We start from the raw sequence: 14,124 nt of genomic DNA, 5'->3' as shown, positions 1-14,124 counted from the left end.
ATAACGGAATTATAGTTACATGAACCAGATGAAAAAGAAAGTCTGAAAACGGAGCGTTGATTATCACAAAGATAAATATAAATACTATTTACATATAATATAATTATTTTTCTCAACACGTTACTACGCCACGGAACGCGTGTCTGTGAAACTTTTTTGAGCAACCAAAATTGCCGAAGATCAAACGATCGGCATTTTGCGCACCGGCAGAAGCGCCCCCTACTACTCTGCCTGCAAAGAGTCGCTATAATGTGACCGAAATCACACTTATGCCTTAAGTGGAATTTCAGTAACAACGATTTTCCTCGCTAAATGAGAGTGTTATATGGAAGAAACAATGACGCGTGGCCCTGGCGGAAAGCTGGCGTTATGGGTTTTTTATGCGTTCTGCGGTTATTTTGTCTGGGCGATGGTGCGCTACTTTTGGGTGATTAGCGAGGTAGAAACGATTCCTGGTGCGACGCTGGATGGCGAAATCGCCTCAACATCCGGCAAACTACTTGGTGCGCTTGTCGGTTTTATCGTGCTGGGTCTTGTTGGGCTGATCCTCGGCGGCATTGCCTGGTATACCCGTCCTCGCCAGATTCAGGACTGATACATTAAGCGAAACTTGTTATGCTCGTGGTCTTTTAAAAGGATGAAGAGCCCACGTATGACAATCGATGCCTGGCAAGCGCGTTTTGAAGAGTGGTTCACGCAACACTATTCTTGCGGCGATGCCGCCCACGATATTTCCCATTTCCGCCGGGTCTGGCACAGCGCCAGACACATCGCCGCAGACGAACCGGTCAACTTACTGGTGCTGCTCACGGCCTGCTATTTTCACGACATTATCAGCCTTGCTAAAAATCATCCCGATCGTTCTCGCGCGTCTCGGTTATCCGCCGAACGTGCGCAGGTCATACTGCGCCAGGATTTTCCTGACTTCCCGAACGAGCACTTACCCGCGCTGGCACACGCCATTGAAGCGCACAGTTTTAGCGCACAGATAACGCCACGGACGCTGGAAGCGAAAATCGTGCAGGATGCCGATCGTCTTGAAGCGTTGGGCGCAATCGGCCTCGCACGTGTTTTTGCCGTGTCGGGGGCCATGAACACGCCGTTGTTTGATGCAGACGATCCTTTTGCCGATTCTCGCCTGTTAGACGATAAACGTTGGGCGCTGGATCACTTCCAGACCAAGCTGTTACGTTTGCCGCAAACCATGCAAACGGCGAGGGGGCGCATGCTTGCACAACATAACGCGGATTATATGGTGCAATTTTTGGCCAAACTGAGCGCTGAGCTTCGCGGTGACCCTCAGGGGCTGGATGAGGCCGTCGTACGGCGATTTGCGCCGTCAGAATGAATTTCCTGCCGCAAAGTATGGTAATCTCACGCTTATTTGTCTGGTCTGGTTGAATCTATGCAACAGAGTGAGTCACTGAGTGCGGCCCCGCATCGGGCGGTTGAAACCGATGCCCAGGCACTGTTTGAACATGTGCTGGAAATTTACGATCTCAAAACCGTCGTGGCGCAGCTAAATTCGGTGGGTGAGCAGCACTGGAGCCCGGCTATCGTTAAACGGGTCGTGACGCTAGCGCGTGCCAATACGCGGTTGAGTGAAAATGAAGTTACCCAGCTGGCGGCTTTATTACCTAAACCTCCCGCACATCATCCTGATTACGCATTTCGGTTTGTTGATCTGTTTGCCGGTATCGGCGGTATTCGAAACGGGTTTGAAGCCATTGGCGGGAAGTGCGTGTTTACCAGTGAATGGAACAAACATGCGGTGCGTACCTATAAAGCTAACTGGTACTGCGACCCAAACGAGCATCAGTTCAATGCCGACATCCGTGATATCACCTTAAGTCATCACCCTGATGTGAGCGACAGCGAAGCCCGGGCGCATATTCAGCAACATATTCCCCAGCACGATGTGTTGCTCGCGGGCTTTCCGTGCCAGCCTTTTTCTCTGGCGGGCGTATCCAAGAAAAATGCGCTGGGCCGGGCACACGGTTTTGCCTGCGATACACAGGGCACACTGTTTTTTGACGTGGTGCGCATCATCGACGCGCGTCGCCCGCCCATCTTTGTGCTGGAGAACGTCAAGAACCTCAAAAGCCACGACGGCGGGAAAACCTTCCGCATCATTATGCAAACGCTGGATGAACTGGGATACGAGGTCTCTGATGCGGCGGATATGGGCGCTGACGACCCGAAAATTATCGATGGTCAGCACTTTTTACCGCAGCACCGCGAGCGTATCGTGCTGGTGGGTTTCCGCCGCGATCTTGGGCTGCATAAAGGCTTTACCCTGCGTGATATTCCTCACTACTACCCGGCGCGGAGGCCAGAGTTTGGTGAGCTGCTGGATCCCATAGTGGATGAGAAATTCATTCTGACCCCCGTACTGTGGAAATATCTCTACCGTTACGCGCGAAAGCATCAGGCAAAAGGCAACGGTTTTGGTTATGGCATGGTTGACCCGACGCGTCCCGGCAGCGTGGCGCGTACGCTTTCCGCACGTTATTACAAAGATGGTGCGGAGATCCTCATCGATCGCGGCTGGGATAAGGCACTGGGTGAGAAAGATTTTGACGATCCGCAAAATCAGAAACATCGTCCGCGCCGCTTAACGCCACGGGAATGCGCTCGTCTGATGGGCTTTGAACAACCCCAGAAACATCAGTTCCGCATTCCGGTTTCCGATACCCAGGCATATCGCCAGTTTGGCAATTCAGTTGTGGTGCCGGTTTTTGCCGCCGTGGCGCGTTTGCTGCGTTCGCGCATTCTGCAGGCCGTTGCAATGCGAGAGAAAAGTGGCGGACGTTCACGATAAAGTCACCCGCAGCAAAAACATGCGGGCAATCGGTACGCGCGACACGGCGATTGAACAACGTGTCGCCGCGTTACTTACCGAGTGCGGCTTCGCCTGGACGGCTCAGCAAAAAAACCTGCCTGGGCGTCCCGACTTTGCGCTCGACGAATACCGCTGCATCATCTTTACACACGGCTGTTTCTGGCATCACCATGACTGCTATCTCTTTAAAGTCCCCGCCACGCGCACGGAGTTCTGGCTGACAAAAATCGCCAGCAATGTGGCGCGCGACAGGCGCGATGTTGCCCGGCTGCATCAACTGGGCTGGCGGGTATTGATTATCTGGGAATGCGCCCTGCGCGGGCGGGAAAAACTGGCGGATAACGACCTGAAAGAACGGCTGGAGGAGTGGATCTGCGGCGGTGAAGGCAGCGCGCAGATCGGCACTCAGGGGATGTCGCAACTGATGGTTACTTCTCTTCCTGACAAGACGTAACGCTGCTTCTCGCCCCGACCAGATACTTCCCTAACGTCACCAGCACCACGGCGGCGATAATGATCACCAGCGCCAGCCACTCGACGCCCGACAAACGCTCGCCGTTGAACCCGGTACCCAGCAGTACAGCCACCACCGGGTTAACATAGGCGTAACTGGTGGCCACCGCCGGCGAGACGTTGCGGATTAAAAACATATAGGCATTAATGGCAATGATAGATCCGAAAACGGCAAGGTACGCCACCGCCAGCAAACCTGAGGTATCGGGCATTGTGCTCAGACGCTCACCCGTCAGCAGGGAAGCGCTCATCAGTACGATACCTGCCGCCAGCATTTCAACCGCGCCGGCCATCATGCCGACAGGCAATTCGATGCGCGAACCGTAGACGGAACCGAAAGCCCAGCTCATCGAACCAATCAAAATCAGTACCGCGCCCCACGGGTTACCGCTGAGGTTGCCGCCGCTGTTAAGAAGAATAATTCCACCAAGACCGATGGCGATACCCAGCCATTCGAGTTTACGCGTCGCAATACCAAAAAAGCGGCTGAAGCAGAGCGTAAACAGCGGCACCGTCGCCACCATCACGGCGGCAATACCGGAAGGCACATTCTGGTGTTCGGCGACGGTCACCATGCCGTTACCCACCGACAGCAGCAGCACGCCAATTAACGCGGCGTTCAGTAATGGGCGCCAGGCCGGCAGACGATGGCCGGTTAACAGCAGATAGCTCAGCAGCAAAATTCCCGCCGAAAGAAAACGCACACCTGCCATCATCAACGGTGGCCAACTGGCAACGCCGATGCTGATGGCGAAGTAGGTCGAACCCCAGATAATGTAGAGCGCAAATAATGCACCGATTAGCGGTAACAGTTGTTTGATACGCATAATTTCTCACGGGAAAACACCAAGGCGGGATATAGTAAGCGGCAAAATGATTCTCTGCGAGTGCTTTTATTCGTAGCGAAATGTTGAATTTGTGTATGCAAAATGTATTGTATGTGTAACCCGTACATTTGCATCATACTGTGTGATTAATAAACATAATAATGAAAGGAACGTACTGTGGCGGGAAGTAGTTTATTAACCTTACTGGATGATATTGCCACGTTGCTGGATGACATCTCCATGATGGGCAAGCTGGCGGCGAAAAAGACGGCGGGTGTGCTGGGCGATGATTTGTCGCTGAATGCGCAGCAGGTTTCAGGGGTGCGCGCGAATCGTGAACTGCCGGTGGTCTGGAGCGTGGCGAAGGGTTCACTACTGAATAAAGTGATCCTCGTGCCGTTGGCGCTGCTGATCAGCGCATTTATTCCCTGGGCCGTAACTCCGCTGCTAATGATAGGCGGGGCGTTCCTGTGCTTTGAAGGTGTTGAGAAAGTGGTGCATACGCTACATGCGCGTAAGCACAAAGAGGACGATGCCGCGCGTCAGCAGCGATTAGACGCCATCGCCAATCAGGATCCGATGGTTTACGAGCGCGATAAAGTCAAAGGCGCGATCCGCACCGACTTTATTCTCTCCGCAGAAATTGTCGCCATTACCCTTGGCATCGTGGCAGAAGCCCCGCTCCTGAATCAAATTCTGATTCTCTCGGGTATCGCTATTTTGGTTACTATTGGTGTTTACGGCCTGGTGGGCATCATCGTTAAACTGGACGATATGGGCTACTGGCTGGCGGAGAAAAAGAGCGCGCTGGCCCAGGGCACCGGCAAAGGTTTACTTTTTATTGCCCCCTGGTTGATGAAAATATTGTCAGTGGTCGGTACGCTGGCGATGTTTTTGGTGGGCGGTGGGATTGTGGTTCATGGCGTGGCGCCGCTGCATCATGCGATTGAAGGCTTCGCCGCGCAGCAGGGAGCGCTGGTCGCTATACTGCTGCCGACGCTTGCGAATCTGGTGCTCGGTTTTATTATCGGCGCGGTGGTGGTGGCGGTCGTCAATGGCATCAACCGCCTTCGTCAACGTGAAGGATAAAAAGTGCGCCCAGATTACGCAAACCCGCTGGCGATCGACTAATGTGAAACTGTTTCACCCTGATACCGGAGGCAACTATGGTCTTTTTGGTCAGTGATGAAGTTCGGGCTAAGAGTGGTGGTCAGCGCATGGTCGTAACGGGTTATGCCAGTGGGATGGTTGAATGTCGCTGGTATGACGGTTTCGGCGTCAAGCGTGAGGCCTTCCGTGAAGATGAACTGATGCCCGGCGGCGATCGCGCGCAGGAGAAAGCGTAGACAAAACGCCCGGCACTGGTCGGGCGTTTTTGACTCGAGACCGCGATTGTTGTACATCATGAATTCAAAGCTGTTTTTCCGTTCAGGAGTAAGTACGTTGTCTCTTCATCAGGAGTTTTGCCGGGAGCCTTTGTGCATCCCGTAACCCCCGAAAAATCCCCCGGTTGGTTGAGAAAGCTTAGCCAGCACACCCGACCCGGTAGAGTGGTAAACCTCTGCTTTTGCGTTGTTCTGCTGTTTTCAACGGTTCTGACGTGGCGTGAAACGGTGGTGCTGGAAGAGGCTTATATCTCCAGCCAGCGCAATAATCTGGAAAATGTCGCCCGTGAGATGGATGGGCAGCTGCAATTCAACGTCGATCGCCTGCTTTTTTTTCGTCATGGTATGCAGGCGGCGCTGCAGGCGCCACTGGGGTTTGAAGTTTTGCGCAACGCGGGAGCGGAATTTTCCAGTAAGCGTCAGGAGCCTGACTGGCATATTGCGCTGGAAAACCGTCGTACACTGCCGCTCAATGGTGTGTCGGACGCGTTTGTCGAGCAGTCTGATTTCTTATCTCGCGATAACCCTTTGGTCGCCAACGAGTTCACCGCGGCGTTAGAACTGGGCTATTTACTGCGTCTCTCTTCAATTACCGGGCAGCATCTTTCGCGCTTTTCACCGCGCATGCTCTACGTCTCGCGAGCCGGATTCTTCCTCAGCAGCGAACCGGTGACGCGTAATATTACTGAACAATTTTATGAACTGGTCACCAGCCCGTGGTTCATCCAGCAGTCTGAACGTGAAAATCCCGGACGCGGTGTGCGCTGGTATACGACATTCTCCAGTGATAAACAGCACGAAGCGCAGATGGTTACGGCGTCGGTGCCGTTGAATTATCAGCATTACTGGTTCGGTGTGCTGGCGGCGCAGCTCTCCGTCAGAGAAATGGGGGAGTTTTTGTTGCGTGCCGTGGAAGGCGAAACGGAAGGGGAGTATCAGCTTTATGATAGCCGCATGAACCTCATCGCCTCGTCCGACCCGCATGTCACGCCGCTCACGCAGGAGGTGCAGGCCCAGCTTGCTCGCGCTTACGAAGATAATAATCGCGGTAGTTTGCGTGAAATGACGCGCTATATCAGTTGGGAAAAGCTGCGTAATTTTGACGGTGTTCTGCTACGCATTCACAGCCTTGAAGAGGGGTTAAAGGGGGATTTTGGGCGTATCAGCATCGCGCTAACGCTGTTGTGGGTGCTGTTTACCGGCATGTTGATTCTTTCGTGGGTGGTGATCCGCCATATGGTGAGTAACATGTCCACATTGCAAGAATCCTTGCAGTGGCGTGCCTGGTACGATGCACTGACGCGTTTATATAACCGTGGTGCTTTGTTCGAGCGTGCTGCAACGGCATCGGCACAGTGTCGGCAGTCAGGAAAACCGCTGGCGGTTCTGCAACTCGATCTCGATCATTTTAAATCAATTAACGATCGCTACGGCCATCAGGCCGGCGACCGCGTGCTGGCACATATCGCCCGCTTAATTGCCAATAAAATACGCGAAGGGGATATTGCCGGGCGTGTGGGCGGAGAGGAGTTCTGCGTCGTCCTGCCAAACGCCACGCTCGCGCAGGCGCGAGAGATAGCCGAGCGGATCCGTGAATGTATCAACCGCCGCGAGATACTGGTGTCGAAAGGGCAAACCCTTCGCGTGAGCGCGTCTGTTGGTGTGTCGGGCAGCGACAATGAGCAGGGGCGTTATGATTTTGCCTATTTGCAATCTGTTGCCGATCGTCGTCTCTATCTGGCAAAAGAGGCCGGACGCAATCAGGTTCGCGCTGAAGACTAATTCCCCAGGAAGTGGCTGAGGCCTTCGTCCCAGCCACGTGGGCCTCGCAATTGTGTATGATACACCCGTTGCGGATCGTCATTTTTTAAATGAATTCCTTCCCGGCTCAGACTTTTCACCACGACAGCATAATCGGTGCTATCGAGCAAGTCCGCATCGTTAGGGCCATCACCTAATCCAAGAGAAAGGCGACTGTGGCCATCCCGCTGCAACATCCTGCGACGCAGAAAACTGACCGCCTGTGCTTTACCGCTTTGTTCATCCAGCACGTGCCAGAATCTCGCGCCCTGAATAAAACGCAGCCCAAGCTGTTGTAACGTCGCGGAAAACGCAGTCATGCGTTCATCAGTGTCGCGCCAGATAAGCGTCTCAGAAGCCTCCTGAAGGCGTGCCAGCGCCGCATGTTTGTCATTCAGACCGGACCATTCGCTGAGAACCTGCGCGTCAACGTCAGAAATCGCGGTAAATTTATACCCTTCGCGTTCGCGAAGATGGTGCAGGACGCCAACAATATCGGCATGCGTCGCCCCGCAAATAATGCGCGGCCAGGACTCGTCATCCTGCCATTTTGCATCAAGCTGAATAACCGCACCGTTCTCGGCAATAAACGCGCGGCCTTCGAGGCCAATTTCTTTCTGGATAAGCATCATTTCTGCGGCGGTCTTACTGCTACAGAGGATCACCGGCACATCCCGCTGCTTCAGACGCATCAGCCATGGCGCGGCTGGCTGCCAATCGTAAGTATGGTTATCCAGTAACGTGCCATCCAAATCTGTAAAGATAACCAGCGGTTGTTGCCGATCAAACATAAGTTCTCCTTATGTGCTCATTCGCTATTAAGAAAAATCTCAAAATAATAAATCGATATAAATGAGATAAAACTGATGACAACCCGCGTCGGATGCTGGACGTAGCGCATTACACCGACGCATCGTCTGTAACAGGATTGATCGGCTTGGTGAATAAATCTTGTCATTGGATATAAACGCAGATAATGTTTCATCCACATCAGATTTCCTGGTGTAACGAATTTTTCGATGACTTCTTGCAGATGCAAGTTTGATCCCGACTCCTCAAGCGTCGGGATTTTTTTATCCTCATTTTCAGCGATTGGCTTCGGTCACGCTAAAGTCGTGAATATCTAACTCAAACGCTTCAGCCAGCTCTCGCCAGGTATGATATTCGCGGCCATCAACGCTCACATGATAAGGATCATCAGCGGCACGATGAATTTCGCTTTCGCTGATTTCATTGATGGCTGCCAGCAGCGCATCAACGTTGACGCCGTGGGTCGCTTTGGCATGGTTCATCATCATTACCTCTTACCGCCCGTGCAATAATAAGTATATCCGGCATTTATTAATGTGCTCATTTTATGAGCGGAAGAGTGATTGGTGAAGAAAGCAGCAGTTACGGAGTAAGGCGCTGTCAGCGGAGGCATTTTGTTCTACACTGGGCAGAAACGTTGAGGAGATTGCGTATGCAGGTAAACGATCGTGTGACGGTCAAAACGGATGGCGGCCCACGTCGATCCGGCGTGGTGCTGGCGATTGAGCAGTTCAGTGAAGGAACAATGTATCTGGTCTCGCTGGAGGATTATCCGCTCGGCATTTGGTTTTTCAATGAAAATGGCCATCCGGACGGTATTTTCGTCGAGAAAGTAGACTGAATTAGGATGAAATTGACTGGCGGTTTTATCCGCCAGCAAGTCGTCATTAACGCATATTCACGTAAATGCCGGAGGTCACATTATCTGCAAGACGTACAACGTGATAGATCACTTGCTTATTATGCGTTTTAATTTTCCTCTTGATATTACCCTTATGTGACGATACCGTTTTGGCCTTAATATTCATTTGATCCGATATCTGAATCGTTCCCTGTCCTGACATCCACATCCGCAACATGCTCGATTCCGTTCGACTTAACGATAATGTCGACATGTTGATCTGTTTTACCTCGTCAGTTTCTTTTTTCAGATAATTCCCTAAAATATCATCCAGTGTTTCTGGCTTTATCGATTTGGAGCTTATTAACAGATTACTCCTAACCAGTAAGTATTCATCAAAATGGATATTCGCAATCGCCATAAAAACGATAAACAGCGTTCTGGGATGTTGATTAATGATTTGTTTAATGTGCTGACTGCTCTGTGCATCGTGGATAAAACAGTCTTCATTAATGAACACCACAGACGGGCGGCGGTCGCTACACAATGCCGCGAGTCCGTCGACATCGCTGATGTTATCAATATCGCGTTTCTTAACCCCTCGACTCGTCAAGTACCCTATCAATCCTAGCCGGGTGTAACTGCATAGATCCATAATAATCGTTGACATGGCATACCCTCACTCAATGCGTAACGATAATTAACCCCTTGCCTGAGCGCTTCATAACTCACTGAGCAATTTATAAAACTAACAACCAAGCGAAGACGATCAGGCGGCCTAAACTATCCCGTAAAGTTACGTATAATTTGCCAGGAATCTTCTCAAAGTAAAGTAAATGTTAGGTTATGTGAGTAGAGTAAAAACAAATAATCCGCGCCAGATATATCCTGGTAGATGTTTTATAAATGGGCTTTTAGGAATTTCCTTACAATAACAGGAATGAGGTTATGGAGAATTGACCCGGGGTAACTCGCTGATAATATCCGCTAAAAGATCGAATATTTCGCTAAATAAATGTTCGCAAAAAGGAGCAATAAGCGGCATTAACGCCGCCATTAATAATATCCCTACAGTTAATGTGATTGGAAATCCAATCACGAACACCGACAATTGCGGAGCCATACGATTAAGCATACCCAATGCAAGGTTAACGGTGAGCAGCAGCGTAATGACCGGCAGTGCCAGCATCAGGCCGTTGAGGAAGATGAGTCCGCCTGCTCGGGCAAGGGCCAGAAAGGCGTTGCTGTTGAGGGGGTCCCCCCCAATGGGCAAGGTATGAAAAGTATCAACCAGCAGCGAAATCAGCCATAAATGGCCGTTAAAAACCAAAAACAGCAGCATGGCGAGCATATCCATAATTCGCGCCAGTACAGGCATATTCAGGTTGCTGCCGGGGTCGACAAAGGTGGCAAACGACAACCCCATTTGCAGGCCGATAATTTCCCCGGCAGTTCTTACGGCGGCAAAGGCGAACTGCATCGTAAACCCCAGCGCAATGCCGATCAGGATTTGCTGTAGCGCCAGCCAAAGGGCATTCGGCGAGAAGAGCGGGACGTCCGGCACCGGGATAGCGGGGGCAATCACCACGGTGATAACCAGCCCGAGCCCGACTTTAACGCGCTTGGGGACGGTTCGCTCGCTCAAAATGGGGGCGGTGGAAATCAGTGCCAGCACGCGCAGTAGCGGCCAGAAATAGAGGCTTATCCAGTGGATCCACTGATCGCTGGTGATAGTGAGCATCAGGGTTAGCCGATGATATACGGAATGTTAGAGAACAGGGTGCGAACGTAATCAAGCAGCAGGTTAAGCATCCACGGCCCGGCGACCACGATAGCGATAAACACGGCGATGATTTTAGGAATGAAGGAGAGCGTCATCTCGTTGATTTGCGTCGCCGCCTGCAAAATGCTGATCACAAGCCCCGTAATCAGCGCAACCAGCAGCAGCGGGGCCGCCAACGCAAGGGCAACTTTCATCGCCTCGGTGCCCATCATCATTACGGATTCAGGTGTCATGGCAGGCTCCCGTTAGCTGTAAAAACTTTGCGCCAGCGAACCCACCAGCAATTGCCAGCCGTCGACCAGCACGAAAAGCATCAGCTTAAACGGCAGGGCGATCGTGGCGGGCGGCACCATCATCATCCCCAGCGCCATCAGCACGCTGGCGATCACCAGGTCGATAATCAGAAACGGAATAAAAATGGTGAAGCCAATCTGAAAGGCGGTTTTCAGCTCACTGGTCACATACGCTGGCAGCAGAATGCGCAGCGGCACCGCTTCCGGGCCTTCAATCGGCGCGCTGTTCGCCAGACGTGCAAACAGCGCCAAATCAGCCTCGCGCGTCTGACGCAGCATAAACTCGCGTAGCGGCTGCGAGCCTTTATCCATTGCTTCCTGTAATGAAATCTTATCTTCGCTAAAAGGCTGATAGGCGTCGGTATAAATCTTATCGATGACCGGCGACATAATAAAAAAGGTCAGAAACAGCGCCAGCCCCAACAGCACCTGATTCGGCGGCGCAGAGGGCGTCCCCAGTGCGTTACGCAGCAGGCCAAAAACGATAATGATGCGGGTAAAACTGGTCATCATCAGCAAAATCGCCGGAATAAACGTTAGCGAAGTGATAAACACCAACGTCTGAACCGGCAGCGACCAGCTTTGACCGCCACCCGCTAATGGCTGGCTGACCAGCCCCGGTAGCTGGGCGAAGGCGGCAGGCGAGATCAACAACAGCGCAGGGATGAGGACAGCGAAAATACGGCGCATCAGGATCTCCCGGAACGCTTGAGTACATTTTTCATCAGAGATGAAAAATCGGCGGCAGCAGGCTGCCCTGGGTGTGTATCGGGTGATGCGGGTGGCAGCGTGTGCAGGAGGGTAACCTGATTGGCGGTGACGCCCAGCACCAGACGCGCATCTTCTACGTTCACCACCACCACACGTTCACGCGGGCCGAGGGCGGCGCTGGCGCTAACCTTCAGACCCTGCGCGCCTCGCACGCTACTGCCCCCGACGCCAAAACGTTTGGCTATCCATGCTCCGGCGAGGATCAGCAGAATAATGCCGAGCAGCGCACCGCTGACCTGAATCAACGGTGAGGCGTCGGGGGCAGAGGCATGAGCGACGGTCGCGTGGGTCGGGCTTTTCATGTTTAGCGGCTCAGGCGACGCATACGTTCGGACGGCGTAATGATGTCGGTGATGCGCACGCCATATTTGTCCGCCACCACGACCACTTCGCCCTGGGCAATCAGGTAGCCGTTAATCAGGATATCCAGCGGTTCGCCCGCCAAACCGTCCAGTGCCACCACGGAACCCTGCGTCAAACGCAGGAGCTCTTTGATAGTCATCCGGGTACGACCCAGCTCCACGGTCAGCTTGACCGGAATATCCATAATCAGGTCGATATCCTGCAACGTACCGCTGACATCGCCGCCGCCGAGTTGCTGGAACACCGCATCAGCCGCGCTTTTACCGCTGGTGGATTGTTGTTCATTCAACGCTTCAGCCCACAGATCGTCCATTGCGCCGGTGTTCTCGTCGGACGGGTTATTCATATCACTCATTTGGGCTGTTCCTCATTCAACGAATTCAAAATCGGGTTAATCAGGTGTTCGACGCGCAGTGCATATTGTCCTTTCACCGTACCGTACTGGCTGGTCAGCACCGGCACGCCATCCACATGCGCGATGATGCGGTCGGGTTTATCAATAGGCAGCACATCGCCGGGTTTTAGCTTGAGGATCTGCGACAATCGCAGTGAAATGTCGGCAAAATTCGCCACCAGTTCCAGTTCGGAATGTTGCACCTGGCGCACCAGATTTTCGCGCCAGTTCTGATCTTCAGTGCGCGAGTTTTCCAGCGGCGGGTTAACCAGCAGTTCACGCAGCGGTTCAATCATGCTGAACGGCAGGCAGATATTGAATTCGCCGGTCAGGTTGCCGATTTCAACGTGGAAGGGCGTGTTGACCACAATGTCGTTAGGCGAGGTGGTGATATTGGTGAATTTAACCTGCATTTCCGAACGCACATACTCGACCTCAAGCGGGTTAATCGCTTTCCACGCGTCACGGTAGCCTTCGAGTGCCAGCTTCAGCATGCGGTTGATAACGCGCTGTTCCGTATGGGTAAACTCGCGGCCTTCCACCTTGGTCGGAAAACGACCGTCGCCACCGAACAGGTTATCGACGGCGATAAACACCAGGCTCGGCGAGAACACGAACAGCCCGGTGCCACGCAGTGGTTTCAGGTGGATAAGATTCAGGTTGGTCGGCACCGGGAGATTGCGCGCAAATTCGTGATACGGCTGAATTTTAATCGCCCCAACGGTAATGTCCGGGCTACGACGCAGCAGGTTAAACAGCCCCATGCGGAACTGACGCGCAAAGCGTTCGTTGATGATCTCCAGCGCCTGCAAACGTTCGCGCACCACGCGACGCTGGGTATTAGGATCGTAAGGACGAATGTCGTTTTCGCCCGCCACGCCTGCTTTCGGCTCATCGCGGTTATCGCTGTCACCGTTAAGCAGGGCGTCGATTTCGGCCTGTGAAAGAATGCTATCGCCCATGAGGTTATCGCAGAATAAAAGCGGTATAGAGAACGTCGGTCACGTCCTGCTTCGGCTGACCGGCAATCAGTGGCGTGCTCAGCGTCTCTTTAATGGCGGCGGCCAGTTTTTGTTTTCCGGCATCGGTTGCCAGTTGGGTGGCATCCTGGCGAGAAAGCAGCAGCAACAGACGGCTGCGCACTTCCGGCAGATACTCATTCAGCCGTGCGCGCGTCGCTTCATCTTTCAGACGCAACGTAATGCCGAGATAAAGCACGCGATCCGCATCGCCAAGGTTCACCGTAAAGGTATCCAGCGCGAAAAAGACCGGCGCGGCAGGGGGCGGCGTCTCAGCTTTACTTTCCGTGGCGCTGTGCTGCTGCATCCGCCAGTAGCTGTAACCGGCGGTCGCCACGGCGGCGAGCGTCACGAGGATCAGCAGCGGCAGCCAAATGGCGCGTTTGCGTTTTTTAGTGATAGCGGTGTCGGTCATCTGATGCGGTCTTCCTGTTGCATATACTGCTTATCGTGTGATTATCCCGACTCCCGCGCGGGTCAAAG

Annotated in this window: 19 protein-coding genes; 8 read left to right on the top strand and 11 right to left on the bottom strand. The window is 53.0% G+C overall.

Annotated elements, in window-relative coordinates; genetic code table 11:
- Positions 1-325 precede the first annotated feature (325 nt).
- Genes drpB through DBY68_RS14725 form a run of 4 tightly spaced genes read left to right on the top strand, consistent with a single transcriptional unit; the run spans position 326 to position 3,296 of the window.
- Positions 326-595, top strand: a complete 270-nt coding sequence (gene drpB / locus DBY68_RS14740; protein ID WP_108475209.1) for a cell division protein DrpB — start codon at positions 326-328, stop codon at positions 593-595.
- Positions 596-652: 57 nt separating this feature from the next.
- Positions 653-1,348, top strand: a complete 696-nt coding sequence (locus DBY68_RS14735; protein ID WP_108475210.1) for a phosphohydrolase — start codon at positions 653-655, stop codon at positions 1,346-1,348.
- A 57-nt stretch (positions 1,349-1,405) separates the two neighbouring features.
- The gene (locus DBY68_RS14730) at positions 1,406-2,821 is read left to right on the top strand and encodes a DNA cytosine methyltransferase (protein ID WP_108475211.1); all 1,416 of its coding nucleotides are present in this window, start codon (positions 1,406-1,408) and stop codon (positions 2,819-2,821) included.
- Positions 2,802-3,296: a very short patch repair endonuclease gene (locus DBY68_RS14725; RefSeq protein ID WP_108475212.1), complete on the top strand. Its 495-nt coding sequence runs from the start codon at positions 2,802-2,804 to the stop codon at positions 3,294-3,296. The genes DBY68_RS14730 and DBY68_RS14725 overlap by 20 nt, the downstream gene beginning before the upstream one ends.
- On the opposite strand, the gene yedA is transcribed toward DBY68_RS14725, so the two are convergent.
- Complete coding sequence (gene yedA, locus DBY68_RS14720; RefSeq protein WP_108475213.1) at positions 3,271-4,182, bottom strand: drug/metabolite exporter YedA; 912 nt, start codon at positions 4,180-4,182, stop codon at positions 3,271-3,273. The two genes, DBY68_RS14725 and yedA, sit on opposite strands and share 26 nt — an antisense overlap.
- 177 nt (positions 4,183-4,359) lie before the next feature.
- Here yedA and DBY68_RS14715 point away from each other — a divergent pair, with 177 nt between their 5' ends.
- From DBY68_RS14715 to dgcQ, 3 genes are all read left to right on the top strand, one after another.
- The gene (locus DBY68_RS14715; RefSeq protein ID WP_108475214.1) at positions 4,360-5,271 is read left to right on the top strand and encodes a DUF808 family protein; all 912 of its coding nucleotides are present in this window, start codon (positions 4,360-4,362) and stop codon (positions 5,269-5,271) included.
- A gap of 77 nt (positions 5,272-5,348) precedes the next feature.
- Positions 5,349-5,528 carry a DUF2158 domain-containing protein gene (locus DBY68_RS14710; protein ID WP_108475215.1) on the top strand — a complete coding sequence of 60 codons (180 nt, stop codon included), beginning with the start codon at positions 5,349-5,351 and terminating at the stop codon, positions 5,526-5,528.
- Positions 5,529-5,660: 132 nt separating this feature from the next.
- Positions 5,661-7,349 carry a cellulose biosynthesis regulator diguanylate cyclase DgcQ gene (dgcQ, locus tag DBY68_RS14705; RefSeq protein ID WP_108475216.1) on the top strand — a complete coding sequence of 563 codons (1,689 nt, stop codon included), beginning with the start codon at positions 5,661-5,663 and terminating at the stop codon, positions 7,347-7,349.
- On the opposite strand, the gene DBY68_RS14700 is transcribed toward dgcQ, so the two are convergent.
- Positions 7,346-8,158 carry a mannosyl-3-phosphoglycerate phosphatase-related protein gene (locus DBY68_RS14700; protein WP_108475217.1) on the bottom strand — a complete coding sequence of 271 codons (813 nt, stop codon included), beginning with the start codon at positions 8,156-8,158 and terminating at the stop codon, positions 7,346-7,348. The two genes, dgcQ and DBY68_RS14700, sit on opposite strands and share 4 nt — an antisense overlap.
- A gap of 294 nt (positions 8,159-8,452) precedes the next feature.
- On the bottom strand, positions 8,453-8,665 hold the full coding sequence (locus DBY68_RS14695) for a YodD family protein (protein ID WP_108475218.1): 213 nt from the start codon (positions 8,663-8,665) through the stop codon (positions 8,453-8,455).
- A gap of 164 nt (positions 8,666-8,829) precedes the next feature.
- Between DBY68_RS14695 and dsrB the strand changes: the two genes are divergently transcribed.
- Complete coding sequence (dsrB, locus tag DBY68_RS14690) at positions 8,830-9,018, top strand: protein DsrB (RefSeq protein WP_112296194.1); 189 nt, start codon at positions 8,830-8,832, stop codon at positions 9,016-9,018.
- A 46-nt stretch (positions 9,019-9,064) separates the two neighbouring features.
- Here the strand turns inward: dsrB and rcsA are convergent, their stop codons facing one another.
- The 8 genes from rcsA to fliL form a co-directional block, all read right to left on the bottom strand.
- Positions 9,065-9,688, bottom strand: a complete 624-nt coding sequence (rcsA, locus tag DBY68_RS14685) for a transcriptional regulator RcsA (RefSeq protein WP_108475220.1) — start codon at positions 9,686-9,688, stop codon at positions 9,065-9,067.
- 276 nt (positions 9,689-9,964) lie between these two features.
- Positions 9,965-10,759, bottom strand: a complete 795-nt coding sequence (gene fliR / locus DBY68_RS14680; RefSeq protein WP_108475221.1) for a flagellar biosynthetic protein FliR — start codon at positions 10,757-10,759, stop codon at positions 9,965-9,967.
- Between the two features lie 5 nt (positions 10,760-10,764).
- Complete coding sequence (gene fliQ, locus DBY68_RS14675; RefSeq protein ID WP_043953144.1) at positions 10,765-11,034, bottom strand: flagellar biosynthesis protein FliQ; 270 nt, start codon at positions 11,032-11,034, stop codon at positions 10,765-10,767.
- Positions 11,035-11,046: 12 nt separating this feature from the next.
- On the bottom strand, positions 11,047-11,784 hold the full coding sequence (gene fliP, locus DBY68_RS14670; RefSeq protein ID WP_108475222.1) for a flagellar type III secretion system pore protein FliP: 738 nt from the start codon (positions 11,782-11,784) through the stop codon (positions 11,047-11,049).
- On the bottom strand, positions 11,784-12,167 hold the full coding sequence (fliO, locus tag DBY68_RS14665; RefSeq protein ID WP_108475223.1) for a flagellar biosynthetic protein FliO: 384 nt from the start codon (positions 12,165-12,167) through the stop codon (positions 11,784-11,786). Before fliO ends, fliP begins: the two co-directional genes overlap by 1 nt.
- A gap of 2 nt (positions 12,168-12,169) precedes the next feature.
- Positions 12,170-12,583, bottom strand: a complete 414-nt coding sequence (fliN, locus tag DBY68_RS14660) for a flagellar motor switch protein FliN (RefSeq protein ID WP_108475224.1) — start codon at positions 12,581-12,583, stop codon at positions 12,170-12,172.
- Positions 12,580-13,584 (bottom strand): flagellar motor switch protein FliM, encoded by a 1,005-nt coding sequence (gene fliM / locus DBY68_RS14655; RefSeq protein ID WP_108475225.1) that lies wholly within the window; start codon positions 13,582-13,584, stop codon positions 12,580-12,582. The genes fliN and fliM overlap by 4 nt, the downstream gene beginning before the upstream one ends.
- 4 nt (positions 13,585-13,588) lie before the next feature.
- A complete protein-coding gene (gene fliL, locus DBY68_RS14650; RefSeq protein ID WP_108475226.1) occupies positions 13,589-14,056 on the bottom strand; it encodes a flagellar basal body-associated protein FliL in 468 nt (155 codons plus the stop codon).
- Positions 14,057-14,124 lie beyond the last annotated feature (68 nt).

It is taken from the genome of Pseudocitrobacter sp. RIT415 (assembly GCF_003057695.2).
Lineage (GTDB): Bacteria > Pseudomonadota > Gammaproteobacteria > Enterobacterales > Enterobacteriaceae > Pseudocitrobacter > Pseudocitrobacter faecalis.
Note: the sequence above shows the minus strand (reverse complement) of the source record. Positions and strands in the feature narration are given on the sequence as shown.

Excerpts from the sequence above, each read along its gene's own strand:
- drpB (WP_108475209.1), top strand. The coding sequence starts at position 326 with ATGGAAGAAACAATGACGCGTGGCCCTGGCGGAAAGCTGGCGTTATGG.
- DBY68_RS14735 (WP_108475210.1), top strand. The coding sequence starts at position 653 with ATGACAATCGATGCCTGGCAAGCGCGTTTTGAAGAGTGGTTCACGCAA.
- DBY68_RS14730 (WP_108475211.1), top strand. The coding sequence starts at position 1,406 with ATGCAACAGAGTGAGTCACTGAGTGCGGCCCCGCATCGGGCGGTTGAA.
- yedA (WP_108475213.1), bottom strand. The coding sequence starts at position 4,182 with ATGCGTATCAAACAACTGTTACCGCTAATCGGTGCATTATTTGCGCTC.
- DBY68_RS14710 (WP_108475215.1), top strand. The coding sequence starts at position 5,349 with ATGGTCTTTTTGGTCAGTGATGAAGTTCGGGCTAAGAGTGGTGGTCAG.
- DBY68_RS14700 (WP_108475217.1), bottom strand. The coding sequence starts at position 8,158 with ATGTTTGATCGGCAACAACCGCTGGTTATCTTTACAGATTTGGATGGC.
- DBY68_RS14695 (WP_108475218.1), bottom strand. The coding sequence starts at position 8,665 with ATGATGATGAACCATGCCAAAGCGACCCACGGCGTCAACGTTGATGCG.
- dsrB (WP_112296194.1), top strand. The coding sequence starts at position 8,830 with ATGCAGGTAAACGATCGTGTGACGGTCAAAACGGATGGCGGCCCACGT.
- rcsA (WP_108475220.1), bottom strand. The coding sequence starts at position 9,688 with ATGTCAACGATTATTATGGATCTATGCAGTTACACCCGGCTAGGATTG.
- fliR (WP_108475221.1), bottom strand. The coding sequence starts at position 10,759 with ATGCTCACTATCACCAGCGATCAGTGGATCCACTGGATAAGCCTCTAT.
- fliQ (WP_043953144.1), bottom strand. The coding sequence starts at position 11,034 with ATGACACCTGAATCCGTAATGATGATGGGCACCGAGGCGATGAAAGTT.
- fliP (WP_108475222.1), bottom strand. The coding sequence starts at position 11,784 with ATGCGCCGTATTTTCGCTGTCCTCATCCCTGCGCTGTTGTTGATCTCG.
- fliO (WP_108475223.1), bottom strand. The coding sequence starts at position 12,167 with ATGAAAAGCCCGACCCACGCGACCGTCGCTCATGCCTCTGCCCCCGAC.
- fliN (WP_108475224.1), bottom strand. The coding sequence starts at position 12,583 with ATGAGTGATATGAATAACCCGTCCGACGAGAACACCGGCGCAATGGAC.
- fliM (WP_108475225.1), bottom strand. The coding sequence starts at position 13,584 with ATGGGCGATAGCATTCTTTCACAGGCCGAAATCGACGCCCTGCTTAAC.
- fliL (WP_108475226.1), bottom strand. The coding sequence starts at position 14,056 with ATGACCGACACCGCTATCACTAAAAAACGCAAACGCGCCATTTGGCTG.